Annotated in this window: 23 protein-coding genes; 16 read left to right on the top strand and 7 right to left on the bottom strand. The window is 64.1% G+C overall.

Going from position 1 to position 20,182, the window contains the following annotated elements; translation table 11 throughout:
* Positions 1–156: 156 nt before the first annotated feature.
* Together ACFWPH_RS09355 and ACFWPH_RS09350 are read right to left on the bottom strand one after the other, a co-directional pair.
* Positions 157–1,506, bottom strand: coding sequence for a PhoH family protein (locus tag ACFWPH_RS09355; protein ID WP_378749131.1), 1,350 nt, complete (start codon positions 1,504–1,506; stop codon positions 157–159).
* A 384-nt stretch (positions 1,507–1,890) separates the two neighbouring features.
* Positions 1,891–2,274 carry a DUF488 domain-containing protein gene (locus tag ACFWPH_RS09350; protein WP_378749129.1) on the bottom strand — a complete coding sequence of 128 codons (384 nt, stop codon included), beginning with the start codon at positions 2,272–2,274 and terminating at the stop codon, positions 1,891–1,893.
* A 105-nt stretch (positions 2,275–2,379) separates the two neighbouring features.
* Here ACFWPH_RS09350 and ACFWPH_RS09345 point away from each other — a divergent pair, with 105 nt between their 5' ends.
* Positions 2,380–2,652 (top strand): hypothetical protein, encoded by a 273-nt coding sequence (locus ACFWPH_RS09345; RefSeq protein ID WP_378749127.1) that lies wholly within the window; start codon positions 2,380–2,382, stop codon positions 2,650–2,652.
* A gap of 34 nt (positions 2,653–2,686) precedes the next feature.
* Here ACFWPH_RS09345 and ACFWPH_RS09340 read toward each other — a convergent pair whose 3' ends face one another.
* Genes ACFWPH_RS09340 through adh form a run of 4 tightly spaced genes read right to left on the bottom strand, consistent with a single transcriptional unit; the run spans position 2,687 to position 5,281 of the window.
* Positions 2,687–3,094, bottom strand: a complete 408-nt coding sequence (locus ACFWPH_RS09340) for a type II toxin-antitoxin system VapC family toxin (protein ID WP_378749125.1) — start codon at positions 3,092–3,094, stop codon at positions 2,687–2,689.
* A complete protein-coding gene (locus ACFWPH_RS09335; RefSeq protein WP_378749123.1) occupies positions 3,091–3,327 on the bottom strand; it encodes a hypothetical protein in 237 nt (78 codons plus the stop codon). Before ACFWPH_RS09335 ends, ACFWPH_RS09340 begins: the two co-directional genes overlap by 4 nt.
* A gap of 47 nt (positions 3,328–3,374) precedes the next feature.
* Positions 3,375–3,764, bottom strand: a complete 390-nt coding sequence (locus ACFWPH_RS09330) for a DUF779 domain-containing protein (RefSeq protein ID WP_378749121.1) — start codon at positions 3,762–3,764, stop codon at positions 3,375–3,377.
* Complete coding sequence (adh, locus tag ACFWPH_RS09325) at positions 3,764–5,281, bottom strand: aldehyde dehydrogenase (protein WP_378749119.1); 1,518 nt, start codon at positions 5,279–5,281, stop codon at positions 3,764–3,766. The genes ACFWPH_RS09330 and adh overlap by 1 nt, the downstream gene beginning before the upstream one ends.
* A 367-nt stretch (positions 5,282–5,648) precedes the next feature.
* On the opposite strand from adh, the gene ACFWPH_RS09320 reads away from it, so the two are divergent.
* The 15 genes from ACFWPH_RS09320 to ACFWPH_RS09250 all read left to right on the top strand — a co-directional run bounded on the left by ACFWPH_RS09320 (position 5,649) and on the right by ACFWPH_RS09250 (position 18,932).
* Positions 5,649–6,752: a serine/threonine-protein kinase gene (locus ACFWPH_RS09320; RefSeq protein ID WP_378749117.1), complete on the top strand. Its 1,104-nt coding sequence runs from the start codon at positions 5,649–5,651 to the stop codon at positions 6,750–6,752.
* A 3-nt stretch (positions 6,753–6,755) separates the two neighbouring features.
* Complete coding sequence (locus tag ACFWPH_RS09315) at positions 6,756–7,040, top strand: hypothetical protein (RefSeq protein WP_378749116.1); 285 nt, start codon at positions 6,756–6,758, stop codon at positions 7,038–7,040.
* A gap of 217 nt (positions 7,041–7,257) precedes the next feature.
* Positions 7,258–7,623 (top strand): hypothetical protein, encoded by a 366-nt coding sequence (locus ACFWPH_RS09310; RefSeq protein ID WP_378749114.1) that lies wholly within the window; start codon positions 7,258–7,260, stop codon positions 7,621–7,623.
* Positions 7,620–8,249, top strand: coding sequence for a DUF3558 domain-containing protein (locus tag ACFWPH_RS09305; protein ID WP_378749112.1), 630 nt, complete (start codon positions 7,620–7,622; stop codon positions 8,247–8,249). The genes ACFWPH_RS09310 and ACFWPH_RS09305 overlap by 4 nt, the downstream gene beginning before the upstream one ends.
* A 171-nt stretch (positions 8,250–8,420) precedes the next feature.
* The gene (locus ACFWPH_RS09300; RefSeq protein WP_378749110.1) at positions 8,421–9,617 is read left to right on the top strand and encodes a hypothetical protein; all 1,197 of its coding nucleotides are present in this window, start codon (positions 8,421–8,423) and stop codon (positions 9,615–9,617) included.
* Entirely contained in the window at positions 9,614–10,321 is a 708-nt protein-coding gene (locus ACFWPH_RS09295; RefSeq protein WP_378749108.1) for an ESX secretion-associated protein EspG, read from the top strand. Before ACFWPH_RS09300 ends, ACFWPH_RS09295 begins: the two co-directional genes overlap by 4 nt.
* A gap of 305 nt (positions 10,322–10,626) precedes the next feature.
* A complete protein-coding gene (locus ACFWPH_RS09290; RefSeq protein ID WP_378749106.1) occupies positions 10,627–11,622 on the top strand; it encodes a helix-turn-helix domain-containing protein in 996 nt (331 codons plus the stop codon).
* Positions 11,582–11,791 carry a DUF397 domain-containing protein gene (locus tag ACFWPH_RS09285; protein ID WP_378749104.1) on the top strand — a complete coding sequence of 70 codons (210 nt, stop codon included), beginning with the start codon at positions 11,582–11,584 and terminating at the stop codon, positions 11,789–11,791. The genes ACFWPH_RS09290 and ACFWPH_RS09285 overlap by 41 nt, the downstream gene beginning before the upstream one ends.
* Before the next feature lie 222 nt (positions 11,792–12,013).
* Positions 12,014–12,334, top strand: a complete 321-nt coding sequence (locus tag ACFWPH_RS09280; protein ID WP_378749102.1) for a hypothetical protein — start codon at positions 12,014–12,016, stop codon at positions 12,332–12,334.
* A gap of 6 nt (positions 12,335–12,340) precedes the next feature.
* Complete coding sequence (locus ACFWPH_RS09275; protein ID WP_378749100.1) at positions 12,341–13,381, top strand: hypothetical protein; 1,041 nt, start codon at positions 12,341–12,343, stop codon at positions 13,379–13,381.
* The gene (locus ACFWPH_RS09270; RefSeq protein ID WP_378749098.1) at positions 13,375–14,292 is read left to right on the top strand and encodes a hypothetical protein; all 918 of its coding nucleotides are present in this window, start codon (positions 13,375–13,377) and stop codon (positions 14,290–14,292) included. The genes ACFWPH_RS09275 and ACFWPH_RS09270 overlap by 7 nt, the downstream gene beginning before the upstream one ends.
* Entirely contained in the window at positions 14,289–15,290 is a 1,002-nt protein-coding gene (locus ACFWPH_RS09265; protein ID WP_378749096.1) for an LpqN/LpqT family lipoprotein, read from the top strand. Before ACFWPH_RS09270 ends, ACFWPH_RS09265 begins: the two co-directional genes overlap by 4 nt.
* 161 nt (positions 15,291–15,451) lie before the next feature.
* Entirely contained in the window at positions 15,452–16,330 is an 879-nt protein-coding gene (locus ACFWPH_RS09260) for a hypothetical protein (protein ID WP_378749094.1), read from the top strand.
* A gap of 88 nt (positions 16,331–16,418) precedes the next feature.
* Positions 16,419–17,288, top strand: coding sequence for a hypothetical protein (locus ACFWPH_RS09255; protein ID WP_378749092.1), 870 nt, complete (start codon positions 16,419–16,421; stop codon positions 17,286–17,288).
* A 243-nt stretch (positions 17,289–17,531) separates the two neighbouring features.
* Positions 17,532–18,932 (top strand): class II fumarate hydratase, encoded by a 1,401-nt coding sequence (locus ACFWPH_RS09250; RefSeq protein ID WP_378749090.1) that lies wholly within the window; start codon positions 17,532–17,534, stop codon positions 18,930–18,932.
* Between the two features lie 266 nt (positions 18,933–19,198).
* Here the strand turns inward: ACFWPH_RS09250 and ACFWPH_RS09245 are convergent, their stop codons facing one another.
* On the bottom strand, positions 19,199–20,056 hold the full coding sequence (locus ACFWPH_RS09245) for an acyl-ACP desaturase (RefSeq protein WP_378749088.1): 858 nt from the start codon (positions 20,054–20,056) through the stop codon (positions 19,199–19,201).
* Between the last annotated feature and the right edge of the window lie 126 nt (positions 20,057–20,182).

Here is a 20,182-nt window from a genome sequence, read left to right as displayed (position 1 = left end):
GCCGCGGCCAACAATCGGCCGACTCGTGAAAACGGCCGTTCGAGGGCGCCGTAGCGGCCCTCGAACGGCCTCGCCGGTTGGTTCGACGGACGGCCGGCGCCGTACGTTGCGGACCTGTGCGGTCCCGGGATACGGCGCCGCCCGGCTATGCGCGGATCAGGCGCTCGGCGCGTACTCCTCCAGCATCTCGGTGACCAGTGCGGCGATCGGCGACCGCTCGCTGCGGGTCAGGGTGATATGCGCGAACAAGGGGTGGCCCTTGAGTTTTTCGATCACCGCCGCGACACCGTCGTGCCGGCCCACCCGCAGATTGTCGCGCTGCGCCACATCGTGGGTGAGTACCACGCGGGACCCGCTGCCCAACCGGCTCAGAACGGTGAGCAGCACATTACGTTCCAGCGATTGGGCTTCGTCCACGATCACGAACGAATCGTGCAGTGACCTACCCCGAATATGGGTCAGCGGAAGGACTTCGAGCATATCCCGGCTGAGGACCTCCTCCATCACCTCGCGGCTGGCCAGCCCGTCGAGCGTATCGAAAACGGCCTGCGCCCACGGGCCCATCTTCTCGTTCTCGCTACCGGGAAGATAGCCGAGTTCCTGTCCGCCTACCGCGTACAACGGCCGGAACACCACGACCTTGCGCTGAGTGCGCCGCTCCAGCACGGCTTCCAGTCCCGCGGTGAGCGCCAGCGCCGATTTACCGGTACCGGCCCGGCCACCCAGCGAGACGATGCCGACACTTTCGTCCAGCAGCAGATCCAGCGCGATCCGCTGTTCCGCGGACCGGCCGTGCAGCCCGAACGCCTCCCGTTCCCGTACCAGCTGTACGCGTTTGTCCGCGGTGACCCGGCCGAGTGCACTGGAATTGTTGCCCAGCAGCCGGATCCCGGTGTGGCAGGGCAGTTCCCGCGCCTCGTCTAGGTCGACGACCGATTCGCTGTAGAGCTGGTCGACGATTTCGGAGGCGGTGTCGATTTCGGCCATACCCGTCCAACCGGAGGTCACCACGTCCTGGGCGTGATATCCCTCCGCGCGTAGACCTACCGCGCTGGCCTTCACCCGCATCGGGATGTCCTTGGACACCAGCACCACCTGGCGGCCGTCCGCGGCGAGGTTCAACGCGCAGGCCAGGATGCGGGAATCATTGCTCTCGGTGCGGAAACCGACCGGTAGCACCGTGGGATCGGTGTGGTTCAGTTCCACCTGCAATGTGCCGCCTTCGGTGCCGATCGGCAACGGCTCGTCCAGCCGGTCGTGGGTCACCCGCAGATCGTCGAGCATGCGCAGGGCTTCCCGGGCGAACCAGCCGAGTTCGTGGTGGTGCCGTTTACCTTCGAGTTCACTGATCACGACCAGCGGTAACACCACCTGATGTTCACCGAACCGGGTCACCGCCCAGGGGTCGGACAGCAGCACGGAGGTGTCGATGACGAAGGTCTTCAAACCTTTCTCAATGAAGCGAGAATTCGCCGAGGGGGCGGATACGGAGCGATTATCAGTCACGGTAGGCTCCTAGGTCTGCGCGGCACCCACACAGACAGTCTCGCTGGGCCGGTCGGTCCGGATGGCTGCTGACGGGGTGCGTCAGCAGCCACGAGGGCCGGGTGCCGGCCCCCTCGTACTGAGTTGCTCAGTCACGGTCAGGACCTCCCGAGCGAGCCACAACGCGTGACCCGCCACTCCGAAGCTACCCCGTACCAGCCCCTGTGCGCTCGCAGAAATGCGGGAGGGTTTGATGAATTCGGTGTGAACGGGGCCCCGAATCGGAATATTCGGGCAGGTCAGACAGGCTATTTGCGAGTTCGTTCGGATATCGTCAGCGGATGGCCGCCGGCGGGAGCCCGATGCCCGGGTTCGCCCCACATTCGCCCCGGCCGACACGTCAGGCTATTCGCCCAGGGCCTGCATCAGTACGGGAATATGGCTGCTACCCGGATCTTTGACCGCGGTGATGAGGGTGACCGGCGGATTGGTCCGCGCCAGGCCGCGTAACCGGACGAGCGCCTCCCGGGCCGCCCGTCCCGCGAGTTCTTCGCGATACCGGTCCGCGAAATCGTCGCGGCGGGTCTCCGGGGCTTCGTGGAACCAGCGGCGCAGCTCTGTCGAAGGCGTGAGGTCCTTGGCCCATTCGTCGATCCGGGCCGCGGATTTGGTGACCCCGCGCGGCCACAGCCGATCGACCAGCACCCGGTAACCGTCATCCGGTTCCGGGGCCTCGTAGGCCCGTTTGACCTGGAAGCCGCTGGGGACGGGGTAGGTCTCGTCGGTCATGACGCCATCGCATCACGCGCGCCGGCCGCTCCGGGAGCGCCACGCGGGACGAAGCTCCCGGCCGGAAACGCGACCCGACGCCACGGGCGGGATTAGAGTCGGCGTATGGGCACGAACGAGGAGTTGGAAGGCCTGTCGTCGAAGGAACTGCACGACCGGGCGGTCAAGCTCGCGGTGCGGCACGGCGATATCCGTTTCCTCTGGCAGCTGCTCACCCGCATACCTGCCGCGGAAGCCACGGCGGGGCGGGTCGGGGAGAGCGAGGCCGATATCAAATGGGTGGTTCCCATGCTCGACGATTACGTCCATGCCGGTGACGGCTATCTCGCCGAGGCGCTGCGCGGCTTCTATCTGGAGTACCTGCGCGAGCATTCCTGAACTCGCCGAGGCAGTAGCCCGGCGCGACTCCGTCCTATTGCAGGACCGTCACCTGGAGATCGGGCATGCTCTGGATTGCCGCTTTTGCCAGCCGAGCGTCGAAAGTTATCAAAGGCGCATCATGCACCGCGGCTACTGCCAGATACGCCGCGTCGTAGACGGAAACGTTGTGCCGCAATTTCCACACGGTCTGCAAGAGCAGTGAGTCCGTTTCGAGGTAGGTGATCTGCATCGCAGTAATTGCCCGGAAAGCAGCGTGGGCGTCTTCGTCGGGGAGTTGGTTGGTCAACACGGCTTTGTGCAGTGTCCGCAGGACTTCCAAGGGCATATGGGCCGGCGCTGCCCAATCATCGTCCGCGAACAGCGCCGACCGCGCGGCATCTCCTCGATCTGTAGGGCCGGCAAGTGCCATGACCATGACGTTCGCATCGACGACGATCACTCGTCGGCCTCGCGTCCGGCCCGGATTTCTGCGACTACTTCGTCGGCATCCATCGCCAGGGTGCGGCGCCCGACAAGGCTTTCGATCAGGTGCCTGTTGCGCTCGGCGCGGAACTCCCGCTCCAATAGCGCCCGCAAGTAGGCTTGAGTCGATTGGCCCCGCGACGCGGCTCGCCGTGCGATCGCATCACGCACTTCTTCCGGTACGTCTTTGATCTGGATGGCAACGCTCATGGCTACAGGGTACATGCGCATGACATGCGCATGTACCCTGTGTTCTACTAGCCGCCTGTCCTCGGTGGTGGCGCGGATTCCAGTTGGAGGAATTCGTCGTCGGTGAGCAGCCGGGAACGGATCAGGAAGCGCACCCCCTCCGGCGCTTCCAGCGAGAACCCGCTGCCGCGGCCGGGCACCACGTCCACCGTCAGATGAGTATGTTTCCAGTATTCGTACTGGTCGGCGCTCATCCAGAACGGTGTATCCGCATCGACCTCCCCGAGCAGCACATCCTGCCCGCCGACCCGGAACTCGCCGCGCGGGTAACACATGGGCGCGCTGCCGTCGCAGCAGCCGCCGGACTGGTGGAACATCACCGGGCCGTGCCGCTCGATCAACTCGTGCAGCAGGCGGGCGGCGGCCGCGGTGAGTTCCACCCGGTTCGGCTCCGGCATCAGAAGAATCCGAGTTTCTGGGCCGAGTAGCTGACCAGCAGGTTCTTGGTCTGCTGATAGTGGTCCAGCATCTGGGCGTGGTTCTCCCGGCCGATCCCGGACTTCTTGTACCCGCCGAACGCCGCGTGCGCCGGGTAGGCGTGGTAGCAGTTCGTCCACACCCGGCCCGCCTTGATACCGCGGCCGAGGCGGTAGGCGGTGTTGGCGTCGCGAGTCCACACCCCGGCACCCAGGCCGTACAGGGTGTCGTTGGCCAGTTTCAGGGCTTCCTCGGTGGAATCGAAGGTGGTGACCGAAACGACGGGGCCGAAGATCTCCTCCTGGAAGATCCGCATATCGTTGCTGCCCTTGAAAATGGTCGGCTCCACGTAGAAGCCGTTCGGGTAGCCGTCGACCGTGCGCGCGTTGCCGCCGGTCAGCACCTCGGCGCCTTCCTTCCGGCCGATATCGATATAGGACATGATCTTCTCGAACTGATCGTTACTGGCCTGCGCGCCGATCATGGTGGCGTCGTCGAGCGGGTTGCCGCTCACGATGGCCTTCGTCCGTTCCACACACCGGGCCATGAATTCGTCGTAGATCGACGAATGGATGAGCGCACGCGACGGGCAGGTGCAGACCTCACCCTGATTCAGCGCGAACATCACGAACCCCTCGACCGCCTTGTCCAGGAAATCGTCATCGGCGGCCATCACATCCGGCAGGAAGATATTCGGGCTCTTACCGCCGAGCTCCAGCGTCACCGGGATGATGTTCTCGCTGGCGTACTGCATGATCAACCGACCGGTGGTGGTCTCCCCGGTGAACGCCACCTTCGCCACCCGCGGGCTCGACGCCAGCGGTTTACCGGTCTCCACCCCGAACCCGTTCACCACGTTCAGCACGCCCGGCGGCAGCAGATCGGCGATCAATTCGACCACCTTCAGAATCGACGCCGGCGTCTGCTCCGCCGGTTTCAGCACCACCGCATTCCCCGCTGCCAACGCGGGCGCCAGCTTCCAGGTGGCCATCAGAATCGGGAAGTTCCACGGAATGATCTGCCCGACCACCCCGAGCGGCTCATGGAAGTGATACGCCACCGTATCGGCATCGATCTCGCTGATCCCGCCCTCCTGGGCCCGGATCGCGCCGGCGAAATAGCGAAAATGATCGACCGCCAGCGGCAGATCGGCCGCCTTGGTCTCGCGGACCGGTTTCCCGTTCTCCCAGGTCTCCGCCACCGCCAGGGCCTCGAGATTGTCCTCGATCCGGTCGGCGATCTTGTTCAGGATATTCGCCCGCTCGGTCGCGGAGGTCGCGCCCCAGCCGTCGGCGGCGGCATGCGCGGCATCCAGCGCCAACTCGACATCGGGTGCGGTGGAACGCGCTACCTCACAAAAGGTTTCACCGTCGACCGGCGACGGATTGTCGAAGTACTTCCCTTCGACAGGCGCGGTCCATTCACCACCGATGAAATTATCGTATCGATTCGCATAGCTGACGATGCTGCCGTCGGCACCGGGCTTGGCGTAGGTCATGAGGAGCTCCTCGTTCGACTCGGACGCAGTGATACGCGCCGGGTTGATGTGGTGATGTGCCTCACTATGCCGCTCCGGAGTGGCGGGCGCAGGGCGTTCCGTGGAATGGACGGCATCGTCTTCGGAAGGCTTCGGCCCGAGGTATGGATGCGGTATCCGCCGCGCTTCCCTGATCCCGCTGCGGCCCAGACCGTGGACCGTGACCGGAAACCCACGTCGCCTCAGTCGGACTCCGAGTCGAAGAAGAATGGGGTTCTCGTGGAATGGCCGGTCGAGAATCCGGTGCCGAGGCGCGCCGCCGAGCGGATGTTGGCGGCCGATGGTCGAGTAGGGTTACCCGGGATTTCGATTCGCGGAGGGGAACCGGGTGGCGCTGACACAAGGTGACGAATTCGCCGGTTACCGAATTGAACGGCTGCTCGGTGTCGGTGGTATGGGCGAGGTCTACTTGGCGCAGGACCGCGATCTGCCGCGTCCGGTCGCCTTGAAACTGCTCGGCGGTGCAGTGGCCGGTGACCCCGGTGTTCGGGCGCGGTTCCAGCGTGAGGCCGATACCGCCGCTCGACTGGCGCATCCGAATATCGTGAGTGTGTATGCCCGGGGTGAGTACGCGGAACGGCTCTGGATCGCCATGGAGTACGTCGACGGCACCGATATCGCCGCGCTGCTGGGTAACGGTGCCCTGGCTCCGGACTACGCAGTGTGGATTCTCACCGAGGCAGCCCGGGCCCTCGATCACGCGCACCAGCACAACATCCTGCACCGGGACGTGAAGCCGGCGAACATCCTGCTGACCCGTAGCCCGCAGCAGCGGGTTCTGCTCGCGGATTTCGGCATTGCCAAGGCGCTGGACGAATCGGTGGGACTCACCCGAACCGGGGAGGTGTACGCGAGTTTCCGGTACGCGGCTCCGGAACAGTTCGATCCATCCACCGCCATGGATGGGCGCGCTGATGTCTACGCGCTCGCCGGGACGTTCCATCACATGCTCACCGGTGCGCCTCCTTTCCCGGCGTCCACCACTGCTCAGCTCATTCACAGTCACCTCAACCTTCCGGTTCCACCCCCGAGTAGTAGGAATCCAGGCCTTCCACCGGCATTCGACTCGTTGATGGCGCGGGCGATGGCGAAGAACCCGCAGGAACGGTTCCGTAGTTGTGGTGAGTTCGCCGCCGCTGCGGCCGATGCGGTGCGCGGGGTCGCTTCCCCGATGGTGGTCGCTGCTCCCGCTGGACCGATGCCTCAAGCCCCGCGTCGACGGCGATGGATAGCGGTAGCCGCTTCCATATTCGGTGCGATCGTGCTGGTCGGAGGTGTAAGCGCCGGGGTTGTAGTGGCGATGAACATCGGCGCCGACGCACGGCAGGTTGTCTCCGAACAGGACAGTGAGCAGGCATTGGAGGTCCGGGCGTGCGAGATCGGCACGATACTGATGACGTCGGAACTCGGTAAGACCGACGAAGAGCTATAGGCAATGATCGATAACACCACAGGGAATGCCCGGGCCAACTTCGAAAGAAGCAGGACAGAACTGGTCAAGATCATGCAGGAAGCTCAGGGCACGTCGCGTGTGAGTGAAACGGAGTGTTTCTTCAAATCCGGCGACGAGCGCACCGCGGAGGTGCTGTTCACCGGCAACCGAACGGTCACCAATGTGGGGCGTCCGGAGCCGAGAACCGCATACACATCGATGAGCATGACCTTGGAGAAGGTCGACGGCCGGTGGCTGTGCAGCAATACGGTGTTCCTGGAGAGCTGACGTCGGAACCGCGGGCCAATCCTTACCGGCTGGCCAGCGCTGTTTGTCCGCTGGAAGCTCTTGGCCGGCACAGATAGCCGAACCCGGCAAACCGGGCATAGTGGTGAGCTGTCCCAGTGTGGTAGATGGTGGTCGGTCGCCAGGCGGCGGAACCGATGTGGGCCGGGCTGCGTCAGGTATGGTGACCGATAGTTTGACGAAGGGTGGGCCGAGCGCTATGGACGTGGGGCAGGGGACCGCGAACGCGCTGTATCAGCAGGCTGTGGCGGGGACTTTCCGGATGGAGCGGGGAACTGCGGAGCGCTGCGCAGCTGTTTACACCCGGCTCGTGGAAACCTGTCTCGATCAGCAGGTTGCCGCAACGCAGCGTTTGATGGATCTTCAGGGGTTCGGCGGCTTCGATTCGTCGAAGGAACTCCAGGGAGGTTTCGTCGATAAAGGGCTTGCGACAATGGAAGCCGTGTCCGGGGTTCGGGAGGCCGCGTTGCGGATGGCGGCGGCCTTCCTTCAGGCCGGGGGCGCCTTCGAAGAAGCTGATGCGATGAACAGGCGAGCGCTCGAATCCGTGGAGGTGGAGCAATGAGACGGCTTTCCATGCATGCGACAGCGGTTGTATGCGCGGGGTTTGTAGGGCTGTTGATGCCCGCATGCGCGGAGAGCGACGATGAAACCGGTTCCGCCGTGCCGGTATCGGAGTCGTCGCAGCCCTCATCGGCAGCGCGTCCGACATTGACAGACCCCGCATTGCAGCCTCCTCCTTTGGAGAACGAATACTCTACAGGCGAACGCCCCCAGGTAGTATTCGACCCATGCACCTGGATCAGTGATCAAGCTGTAGAGGCAGCCGGTCTCGACCCGTCCACCAGGCGTCGCGGTGACGATCTTGTCGCGGAATATTCGTTTCTGACATGCGACTTCGACAGCGCTCACTGGAATCTCCAGATCAATTCCGGAAATGTCACCTGGGAAGAGGATTTCCAGAAGAACGGTGCCAACAGCGAGCCGCTGACAGTCAATGGCCGTGAGGCGATGTGGGTGCGCGACCCTCAGATGAGGAAGACTTGCAGCATTCATCTGCGCACGAAGGCCGGTTTTGTGATGATGACGACCACACGCACCTTCGCGGCCTCGGAGGCCGGATTGGATAGGTGCGATGGTGTTCTCGGCATAGCTCAGGCGCTGGAACCCGAGATCGGTGAAGGGAACTGAGCCGTGAGTGAAGGGGAGCAGACTCCACCGCTCGGACAATTCGGTCCAGCACAGGCGCTCAGCCCCGAATCCATGCAGGTTCGGGTGTCTGGGCAGCAAAGCATAACCGGCGCGCAGTATTTCGGTTCCCAGGTGTCACATGGTGGGCAGGATCCCGCTTACATCACTCGGATGGAGTTCTTCGAAGGGCTTTCGCATGAAGAGATCCATGCAAAGGTCGAGGAAATGCTTCCTGGCGTTATGCACGGCATTGCGGAACGCTATCAAGACATCGCCAACTCTCTGGGCGGCGCACTGTTCGGCTCCTTGCTGTCCATTCAGCGCGAGCTCTCCGATGGTATGGCAGGCGAGTTTGCGGACGCGGCGAACCAAGCTTCGCGAACCTTCTTCGATCAGGCGACCGATGTGCAAGAGGTTCTCAACGCCGTAGGTATGCGTATCCACGCGGCCGCCTACGGCGCAGAAGTCGTGAAGAAGTCCGTACCGCCACCGCCTACCCCGGGGGCGGCCCCTGGCGGTACCGCCGTGACCACAACCGTGAACGACCCTGGACGGATTGCCGAGACAGTGGTCAGCGCGGCCGACCCGGCGGCCCAGGCGGCATTCGACGCATACAAGGAAGATCAGCGGCTGGCCGCCGTCGAAGTGATGAACACGGCTTACAAGCCCACATACCAACCTGCGGGTGAGGGCGTGCCGACATTTGTCCCGGTTCAGATGCCGGGCGACCAACCCGGTCCGGCCGGACCGAACGGGACGACTGCCAGCGGACCCGGTGGCACCACCTCTGGACCCGGCACGCAGGTGCCGAACGGTGAGAATCCGGGGCAGAACGAAACCGGCGAGCAATCCCAGGAAACCCCTGGTTCGACAGAAGAACCCCAGGCGACCACGGCGAGCAGCACCGAGAATCCCACCACCTCGCAACCGCCGGGTACCGCTCCCGGCAACCCGGCCGGTGATCCACAGCGGACCACGTCCTCGACCACCACGCCCGGCGCGCCCGGCGTACCTACCGGAACTCCCGGTTCGCCCGGGATGCCCGGCGGTGCGCCGCCGCAGAATCAGGCACCGGGTAAGACTGTCCCGGGAGCTCCCGGCGGTGCGCCGAACGGTCCGGCCGGAGGGCCCGCGGCCGCGGCTGCCGCTGCGGGTACAAGCCGGGCGATGTCGGGTATGCCCGGGATGATGGGTGGCGGTGCGGGCGCCAGGCGGGGCGAGGACGACGAGGAGCACAAGGTGCCCGACTACCTCGTTCATGATCGCGAGGAAGAGTTGTTCGGTGCCCGGCCCCAACTGCTGGACGGTGTGCTGGGCGGCGACGCCCCCGCGGCGCAACCGGCCGATGACCGTGGAGAACGTCGGTGAAATGGGAGTTCACGCCGGACGAGTTCATGCACGTCTGGAAGGAGACGGGTAAGGACCGCTACCCGTATCCGCTGGAGTTGCGTTCGTCGGTGCAGTGGGAGGACGAGTACCAGCGGCTGGCGGCCCGGATCGAAACCGAATACCCGCGTGGTGCCGACCCTGATCTCACGGCCGCGTTGCGGGCCGCGGCGGATCCCGAAGCCACGCTCACACTGTCGGGCAGCCGACGCCGCCGGATTCGCGCCTACGGTGCCTTCGCGGGCACCGCCGGAGTTACGGTGGTTCAGTTCCCGGGCACCGCAACCGATTTCGACGGAAAGTTCGTGGTGCAGATCGGAACGACGGCGATCGTCCCGCGAATCTTCCTGCAGATCCTCGGCGAACTGCCCAAGGGCACCCGCCCGCCGCTGGTGGAGAGTATCGATCGGCTGCGCGACACCTACGAGATCTGGAACGGCGGAAAACCGCAACCCGCGGACCATATGCGCCGCATGTTGAAAGCGCCCCGGGCGGGATCGGGGTTCCTGCAGGTACGCCACCGGCTCCGCGATTCCGAGCCGCCGGAACCGCGCTACCTCAGCTGGTTCGATATCGCCGACGACGGCCGCTACGTCTACCGGCACCGGTACCAGGACTTCCATATCGACCCGGTCTCGCACGACGAACTGAAACGTGCACTCACACAATTGATCGCCCCGTTCTGAACCATATCCGTCCGGCCCCCGCTGTTCCCACGGCAGCGGGCACCGGCGGGTATGGGCCGCCACCGGTAGCGATCGGTGGCGCAGAAGTGCAATCGCCCACTATCTTTCACTCCTCGGGTTAGTCTTGGCCTACGCCCGGCGCAGTATCCGGCGGGGGCACATGGACAGTGCCGGACCTCCCACAACTTTTCGGTGTTGCGGTGGGACGTTTCGCGAAGGTGAGTCACGAAACAACCCGCGCCGGGCGTATCTCCAGTAGATAGGAAAGGCACGCGGTTGCGCGGCCTCTGCGCTGGGGAAATGTCGTGGTAGAGCTGAATTTCCACCACGGCGCCTTCCATATCGAGACAATCCAGTTAGCGAGGGTAACTATCGTGGGTAGTGGGTCCATGCTTCCCCGGCGAGCCTTGGGGCGTCAGCTGCGCAAAATGCGCCTGCGTGAGGGGGTGACACAGTCCGGTGCCGCTCGGGTCGCGGAGGTGTCGCCGCAGTCGTACGGACGATTGGAGGACGGCCGGCCGACCAAGGTCACCGATCTGGCCATGAACGCACTCTGCAACGCGTTCTCCAGTACAGACGAAGAACGGTTGATCGTCCTCGACCTGGCGCAGGCGATCAGGAAATCCGGTGGGGTCGACGGAGCTTGGTGGCTGTCGCAAAGGAATGTAGTTCCCACGAGCAACTTCAGTGATTTCGTCACCTTGGAAGAATCTGCAAATCACGTATTCTCCTGGGAGACATGCCTGATTCCAGGATTGCTGCAAACCAGGGAGTACCGCCGCGCATTGCTGTGGGCAGAGTTCCCGGAGATGCCGTCGCGTCAGGTGGAATCGATTCTGGATGCGGTAGCTCGGCGCCAAGAGCTGTTGAACAAGAGCGAGTTTCACTATGAAGGGCTGATTGCTGAATCTGTGCTCACCACGGCGGTAGGGGGTCCGGCCGTACTCGCGGACCAGATGTCACATCTGTTGGCGGTATCTCGCCGCCCGAACGTGACCATGCGGATTGTCGGCAGCTGCGCCAAGGATCCGATCGGCATGGTCACAGGACCATTCGTACTGTTCGAGCTGCCGCCGTTGCCGACATCAAGGTTGCGACAGACGCCGGTAGTGTACGTGGAGGGACAGTTCGGCAGGATTTATCTGGAACATGAGTCAGAGGTTGCCAAGTACGCCAGAGTCCGGGAAAGGGTGCGGCGGACGGCCTACTCAGAGGAGGATTCTGGTGAGCGGGTGCAGGCGGCATTGAAGGAGTGGAACAATGACGGACCTATCCACTGCCCAGTGGTTCAAGAGCAGTAAGAGTTCAGGAGACGGAAACTGCGTAGAGGTCGCGTTTCTGGACGGTGGGACAGTGGGGGTGCGCGATTCCAAGAATCCGACCGGCCCGGCCTTGGTCTTCGGCGCGGCGGAATGGGCCGGTTTCCTCACCGGCCTGGGCGCTGCCGGTGTCGGTGCAAGGCACCGATAGCACCACGGTGTGATGGGGGCCGGATGCGCCGGCGGATGAAGTCCGCCGGCCTATCCGGGGATTGTTGAATTGCCCGTGCGTGTGGGGCTTCGGGCCGACCCGGTCCGCGGTGCACCCCCGTCGCATTGTTCCGGCGCATCCGACCGGAAGCGCTACATCCGATCATGGTACGAATTGGTGGATCGGATTATGGCCCCGGGCAGGTAAGGGCGAAGGGGGAACATGTCTATCGAGGTGGACGAGGACAGCCTACGGCAGGCAGCTGCGGCGTTGGCTTTGCTGCCCAGCGATATCGACGCAGTCCCGAAACTCGATGCTGAACGAGCCGGGAATACTTTGAGAGGCTCCGCTGTCGGTGCCGCGCTGATGGGTTCCAACGCGGCCAGCACTCGGGCCAAGAACCTGATCAGCGCGCGATTCAATCAGCTGTCCGGCCTGTTGGCGATGTCGGCGAACAGTTTCACCGGAACCGACGTCGACGCTGCCCATCGGCTCGCTGCTGCCGTCGATCTCAATTCCGGCGATCCGTATGCAGTGAAGTAGTCCGGGATGGCGACACCGACCGAAGTTCTCAGCTGGGACGTTTCGAACCTGCCCACCGTGACGACCAACGCGACGGGCATAGCCGACGGAATCATCAAAGCCGCCGGCACCATGTACGACACGCTGCACAACGGCCTCATGTGGAAAGGCGAGGCCAAGGTCGCGGCGGAAGGCAAGGCCGACCGCGAACAAGTACAGATGCGCGCCATCGCCACGGCCTATGACGACCTTGCTGCGGCCGCAACCGGTGCCTACCAGGCAATGGAACATACGCTCACCGAAATCAAGGTGCTGTTCCGCAACTACGCGCACGCGCCCGTCGTAGTCGGCGAGGACTGGAGCGTGAGTGGCGTCGAGGACTGGAACTCCGAGGCCGGAATCCAGCTCGCCCGCCTACCAGGGCTCGCAGAAGCCCTGATGACCGCCGACGCCCAGTGGGGCGCACGGCTCGCCGACGCAAACGCCGAACTCGAACGCATGGCTTCCGATGAAACTCTCACTGCCATCGTGAACGCCGTCAAACAGATCAAAACCGACGATCCCAAGGCGTTGCCGGACGGGATCGCCGAGTCTCCGTGGGCCCATTGGAAACCGGACGTGCCGGCAATGACAGCCGCATCAATCTCCGGCATGATGACCGACGGGGTGAAATTGGGCTTGGAAGGTGCGGCGAAAAGTGCCAACGACGGCACTGTTCTGAAGTGGGTGAAAGAATGGGGGACCTTCGCGGACGGTAAGTATACGACCGGTTTGAGTCGGCTGGGGATAATCGGAAATGCGATAGGTACAGTGCCCGCAATAACCAACGACATCGAAGGGGGAATGGACCCGACGAAGGCTGTTGTCAGTGAGTCTGCCGGTACCGTGGCGGGCATGGCCGCGGGGGGAGTCGCCGGTGCTTGGGTCAGCGGAGGCTCCATCGGTGCAGCGATCGGTACTGCGGTGCCGGTGCCCGGTGTGGGTACTGCCGCAGGGTTCGTCATCGGCGCAGGCGTAGCTGCTGGTGCGGCGTACCTGACCTCCAAGGGAATTCAAAAGATATGGTGATGAAAGACGGTGTGTTTCCCGAAGTCGACTGGATCGAGAGTTGGCCGAAAGGCCGATCCAAGTCTGCTGTGATCGTGCCGGTTGCTTTTACGATCATCTTTTCGGCGCTTGCCGTAACGCCGATACTGGGGGCGCCGTGGGGGGCCGGTCCGGTGGTGACTCTGGGGGCGATCGGTGGGGTTCTGGCCTTCCTTGGCCTTGCGTATTTCTTCGCTTCTCTGGGTTTCGGATACTTTCCGCGCCGGAATGCGGGCATCACGCCATACAACGATGCTACGTACGGTTCGGGCATCAGGTTGGACGTTGACCGCCTCGAGTCGACACGCCTCCTTCCCGCTCTGGCCGGGATGTCGGTGTACGGATTCTGTGGATGGTTGGATTGGCGGGCAGGTGGGGATGCCCTTCTCCCGATGTCCAAATCCAATACGGGCGGCGCGACGGTGGCCCTGATCTTTTCCGTTGTTACGGGTGTCTCGGTGCTGCTATTCGGCGCGCTCAGTAGGTGGTCGATCCAGGTTGGGGTTCATCCGTTGGGGATTGTTCGACGACTTTCTATGCCTTTTGGAAAGGGGAAGAACGAGTTCGTCCCCTGGGAGGACGTGGTCACGATTGATTCAGGGGCGTTCTCTTCGGGAAAAGCGAAGAATCTGCCGATTTTGAAGCTTCACCTTTCGGATTCGTCAGCGCCTCCCAGTCATAGGATGTTCGATCAGCCCGGAGTGTTCGGCATCCCGCTGCATATCTATAGATGCGATCCGAACTCTTTGTTCTCGATAGTTGTTTTCTTGCATCAACACCCGGAGAAGAGAGGTATTTTGACCTTTCCGGAGATTCCGCAATGGTTTATTCAAGTCGAGCAGCGAGGCGAAGGAACGGGTGGGCCCTCGGAGAGCCATGGCGGTGACGTATGAATTCACCGTCGAGTAGTTCGGCGGGACCGTCCAGCGTTGCCGAATATCTCGTAGAAAACGCCGTGCGTTCCACGCCCGTCCATCCGGATACCGTTGCGGCGCCCCGAATATCGCTCGACGTTCCCCTGGAGTGGCAGGAGATCCCTCGGGAGGTTCTGCCCGGCGCGTACTGCGCCTGGGCAGCGGCTCCGGAGGGTGCTACGAGCTGGTCGGACAATGTTCTCATCATGGCCGGCCGGCTGGACCGGCCGGTGGATTCCGCCGCCTTGTTGCGTTGTGGATACACCGATTCGCGGCGCATGCCGGAGTGGCAGGACATCCAGGCTGATGCCTACCCCTGTGCCGGGTTTCCGGCGGTTGCGGTATTGGGGAGGTATCGGGTCGAGGGCAGCGAGTTCATCGCATATACGCGGTACATCCTGGTAAGCGCAGGGCCTGTGCAGTATCTGGTCCAGGTCACCGCCACAGTGCGAGCGGCCTCGTCGACCGCGGTAGCCGATATCGGCATGATCAGAAGTGGCCTGAATATCGTGCTGTCCGACGACCGGAGCGCGCCCGCCAGTAGTGCCCGGGTGACAGAACCCGCCCCGACTCGGGGCGGGTCGACGGCCATCACCACAGCCGATGTCCGGGGTATCGGAATCGGGTTGGATCCCTCCGGGCACCTGCACAGTCTGACCATCGATGTGCAGGCTTTCGCCACGGGGCCCGACGCGTTGGCGGCGAGCATCATCGAGGCCTACCGGCGCGCTGCCGCCGCGCTCCCATCCATCGAACCAGCCCGGCCGGACACAGCTGTTCCGGACCCTTCGAGATGGCGCGCACCGGCCGCCGGAGACGACTGGCTGCCGGACAACGGGGGCCGTGGTCCGGCTGGTTATGACTCGATGACCGCGCAGGACTTTCCGAGGCAACAATCCCAGTATCGTCCGCTGTCGAACGCCCCTGCCCCCGCACAGCATCATCCACAGTGGCCGCCTCCATACGGATGGCGCTAGTCTCACTGGAAGTCGGTGGCAGCCTCCGGGGATCACTGAACCGCTCCGGTCATAGGGGCTGCGGTACGAGCACCTGTCACGGCTTCGTTGTGGTTGTGCGAGTCATACCGGAAATGACTGTCGCTCAGTAGTTGTCGGTGGTGCTCGCTACGGTGCGGGCTATGCCTTCGACCCCGCATGAAGTGGTGATCGATATGTTCACGGAGCGGCCACAATTGGTCGCTTCGCTGTTGACCGCGCTCGGTTGCGAGCTACCCGATTACGAGACGGTGGAACCCCGCTCCGAACGAGCCGCTGTCGTGGCACCCACCGAGTACTACGCCGATGCGGTACTGGCGTTCCGGCGAGGCGACGACACGGTCCTGGCGGTCGTGGTCGAAATCCAGCTGCGCCCGGACCCGGATAAGCCATGGGCGTGGCCGGTATACACCACATCGTTGCGGGCACGGATGAAATGCCCGGTCCTGCTCCTGGTCGTCTGCCCGGACCGGCGGACCGCGAAGTGGGCTGCCAAACCACTCGAAATCGGCTTCGGTAATCCGCCCACCACTGTGACGCCCCTGGTCCTGGACCCGTCGACGGTACCTGTGGTCACCGACCCGCAGGTGGCGACGGAGCTGCCGGAGCTGGCCGTATTGTCTGCCGTCGCGCACCCGCACCACCCCGATCACACCCGGATCTGGATGGCCCTGGCCGCGAGTTTTCGAGCTCTGGGGGCGGACCCGGCCCTGCGATACCATGACTTCATCCTGACGATGCTGCCGCGTGCTGTTCGTCCTGCTTGGGAGGCTTTTATGTCCACCGGTCTGCGTGATTACAACTTCACCAGCGACTTCGCCCGCAAGTACATCGCCGAGGGGGAGGCGAAGGGTGAAGCAAAAGGGGAGGCGAACTCGATCCTGACCGTCCTCGATGCCCGTGGAATAGCTGTGTCCGAGCAGGTCCGAGAAACCATCACCTCCTGCGATGACCTCGACCAGCTGCAGAAGTGGCTGCGGAGGGCTCTGGAAGTTGTCGAGGCGGAGGAACTGCTCGCCTGAGTGAGACAAAGGGTCTTTTCAGATCTTGTGGGAGCCCGTACCTTGTACGGATCGGCCGAGATTTTAGGCCGTCTGAACAAGGGAAAATATGAATACCTGGCGCGATCTGGACCCTTCTGTCCGGAAGGCATTACTGCGAGGGGAGCCTGCCGGCGATCCCGAAACCGACCGGGTCGGGCGGGCGTACGCGGAGCAGAAGCTCGGCCGCTCGCAGACCCGGATCTTTCTGGTCTACTTCCTCATCGGCTTGGGCGTGGGACTGCCGCTGGGGCTGTTCGTGGTGCTGGACATCCTGCCGATGCCGGCTGCCGGGTTCGTGGTGATCGCATTGTGGCTCGTCTGCTGGGTTGTCGAGGCTCGCCGCAAGGTCGCGCTGATCCGCTTGGTGAATGTCAGCAACGGGGCGCCTCGGGTGCCCGTCGTGCCTGCTACGCCGGGGCGGCTGGAGATCAGGGTGCCGACTCGTGGTGTCCTGCGACTGATGCCCCCCTTTCTCGGGCTCGTCGCCATACCGCTCATTGTCGGACTGGTGTATTCGGCGCCTGCGATTGCTGTGGCGGCCGTGGTTCCGGCCGTTCCGATAATCGCGTACTTCGGCCATTTGCTGTCCTGGTCGATCCCGGGTCACCCCACCATCCTCGACGCCGACGGCCTGCACTCACCGAAAGATGGAGTGCGGATCGGCTGGGAAGCGGTGCGGGAGATCAGGGTCGTCCCTCTCCGGGCGACACCCCGCGACCGCAGGCAGGTGCTCGCCTTCATACTCCACGACGACCAGTTCTACTTGCGCCAACTCCCGCGCTGGCAGGCTCTGCTCGGGAAGTTGAACAAGAAGACCTACCTCTCGCCGCTGGTCCTCATGGACGGCATGTATGACAAGTCGATGGAGGAGGTCGCCGCGTCGGCAGCCGCACTGTCGGGTCTCCCCGTATCCACGGCGCCGAGACAACTCCAGTAGTCGCAGCCGGAGCGCACAACGCGGTGTGGTTCGCCAGTGGTTGTGTGATCGACCCGATTGTGCGCTGTATCCAGCAGCAGCTGTGGCCCGCCGGCCAGGACCTTCAGCCCAGGCGCCGAGATCCTCATCGCGGCAACCACGTTTCATCCGACCTGTCGTGGCGCACTGTCGGCGTATATGCCGGTGACCGAGACCTCACGCGTGGCAACCCGACTTCGTACGGTGCGCGCATAGGGTCGGGTTATGAGCGAGGAGACGCAGTATCGCATCGAGCACGACACCATGGGTGAGGTCCGGGTTCCGGTGGATGCGCTGTGGCGGGCGCAGACGCAGCGGGCGGTGGAGAATTTCCCGATCAGCGGGCGTGGGCTGGAGCGGGCGCAGATCCGGGCGCTCGGCCTGCTGAAGGGGGCCTGCGCTGTCGTCAATCGGGATCTGGGGCTGCTCGACGCGGAGAAGGCCGACGCTGTGATCGCGGCCGCGGCGGAGATCGCCGAGGGGCGGCACGACGACCAGTTCCCGATCGATGTGTTCCAGACCGGGTCGGGGACCAGTTCGAATATGAACGCCAACGAGGTGATCGCTTCGATCGCGGCGGGCAACGGGGTCACGGTACATCCGAACGATCACGTGAACATGTCGCAGTCGTCGAACGACACGTTCCCGACCGCCACCCATCTGGCGGCCACCGAGGCCGTGATCAAGGATCTGCTGCCGGCGCTGGAGCATCTGCGGCTCGCGCTGATGGACAAATCCGGTGAGTGGCGCACGGTGGTGAAATCGGGTCGTACACATTTGATGGACGCTGTGCCGGTGACACTGGGGCAGGAGTTCGGGGGATACACGCGGCAGGTTGCGGCGGGGATGGAACGGCTGCTGGCGACCCTGCCGCGGCTGGGGGAGTTGCCGATCGGCGGTACGGCGGTCGGCACCGGGTTGAACGCGCCCGCCGGTTTCGGCACGAAGGTGGTGGCGGAGCTGGTGCGCACCACCGGGATCGACGCGTTGAGCGAAGCCGAGGATCATTTCGAGGCGCAGGCCGCGCGGGACGGCCTGGTGGAGGTTTCCGGAGCGCTGCGCACGGTCGCGGTGAGCCTGACGAAGATCGCCAACGATATCCGCTGGATGGGTTCCGGACCGCTGACCGGGCTGGGGGAGCTGCAGTTGCCGGATCTGCAGCCGGGTAGTTCCATCATGCCCGGCAAGGTCAATCCGGTTCTGCCCGAGGCAGTTACGCAGGTAGCGGCGCAGGTTGTCGGTAACGATGCCGCGGTGGCGTTCGCCGGGGCGGGCGGGCATTTCGAACTGAATGTCTACATTCCGGTGATGGCGCGCAATGTGCTGGAATCGATTCGCCTGCTGGCTGCGGTCTCCCGGTTGTTCGCCGATCGGTGTATCCACGGTCTCACCGCGAATGCCGATCGGTTGCGGACGCTGGCCGAATCCTCGCCTTCGATTGTGACGCCGTTGAATTCGGCGATCGGGTACGAGGAGGCCGCGGCGGTGGCCAAACAGGCGCTGCGGGAGGAGAAGACGATCCGGCAGACAGTGATCGACCGGGGATTGGTCGGCGAAGAACTCAGTGAGGAAGAATTGGACCGGCGCCTGGATGTGCTGTCCATGACGAATATCGACAAGGACTGAAACCGCCCGTTCGCCGAAGTCGATGCGAAGTTGCGGGCGGCAGCCGGGGCGCACGCCCGAACTTCGACGGTCGGGCCGGTAGACGGCGGAACCGGCACAGTCCGGCGATGTGCCGGCGGTGCCGGTCCGCGGCCGTCGTGCATATCGCGCCGCGGGTGGCTGCGTGGCGACGGCCTGCCGCGGCAATACGCCCTGGTGGACCGTGTCCGGGGTACCGGAACCACACCGGGAGTACCGGGGCCGGGGGACGACCGGCCCCGTAGCGGTCAGGAGCGGAAGCGGTCGAGTTCGGCCCGTGCCGCCTCGCCGGCTTCACCGAGATCGGTGCGGCCGAAAACATTCCAGCGCTGCAGCAGCGGGGCGAAGACCAGCTCGTCCTGTTTCGCCGGATCATAGATTCCGGCCTCGGCCAGCACCTCGTCGCTGCTGCGGCCGCCGGGCAGGGTGAGCGACGGCACCCGGAATGCGGTGATCTGGTCGGCGACGGCGCGCATGGCCTGGTCCGGCGCCTGCTCGAAGCCGGCCGCCAACAGATCGGCGAAAACCTCCGCTTGGGTTTCGTCGTCCCGCGCGATCCGCTCGCTGATGGCGGTGACCAGCTCGTTCTCTCCGAGCGCCGCGGTGTTGCGGTGCCGGATGGCGGAGGCCTTCTCCTCGAACGCGCAGGCGGCCAGCACATCGAGCAGATGCATCGGTTCGCGGCGGAAACCGGTGGTCATATGGTCCATGCGCAACCGTTCCAGTTCCACCGGATCGCAGGCGCGGGTGGTCATCAGATAGTTGCGGATCAGGACGGAATGCCGGGCCTCCTCGGCGGTCCAGCGGCCCACCCACCGCCACCACGCGCCCGTTCGCAGATATTTGCCGACCTCCCGGTGATAGGAGGGCAGATTATCGGCGATGAGCACACTCACGGTCAGCGCCGTGCGTGCGGTATCGCCCAGTGTGGACTGGGCGGGGTCCCAGTTCTCGCCACCGAGGAAGGCGAAGTTGCGTCCGTCGTCCCACGGGACGTAGTCGTGCGGCTGCCATTCATCGGCGGTTTCCGTATGGCGCCGTATGGTCAGTTCCACCTCGACCGCGAGGGATTCCAGCAGGTCGCGGTCGGTCAACAGATTCTGCACGCACACACGGTAGCCGGTCGGAGGGGAGATCGGGTGGGCGCCGGGTCGGGTTGGGAACTATCGGTCACGGGTTCAGTTCCGGTGGTGATCATGCACGGTTTCCGAAGCACTCGAAAAGTGATCGCG

Source organism: Nocardia sp. NPDC058499 (genome assembly GCF_042719915.1).
Classification (GTDB): domain Bacteria; phylum Actinomycetota; class Actinomycetes; order Mycobacteriales; family Mycobacteriaceae; genus Nocardia.
Note: the sequence above shows the minus strand (reverse complement) of the source record. Positions and strands in the feature narration are given on the sequence as shown.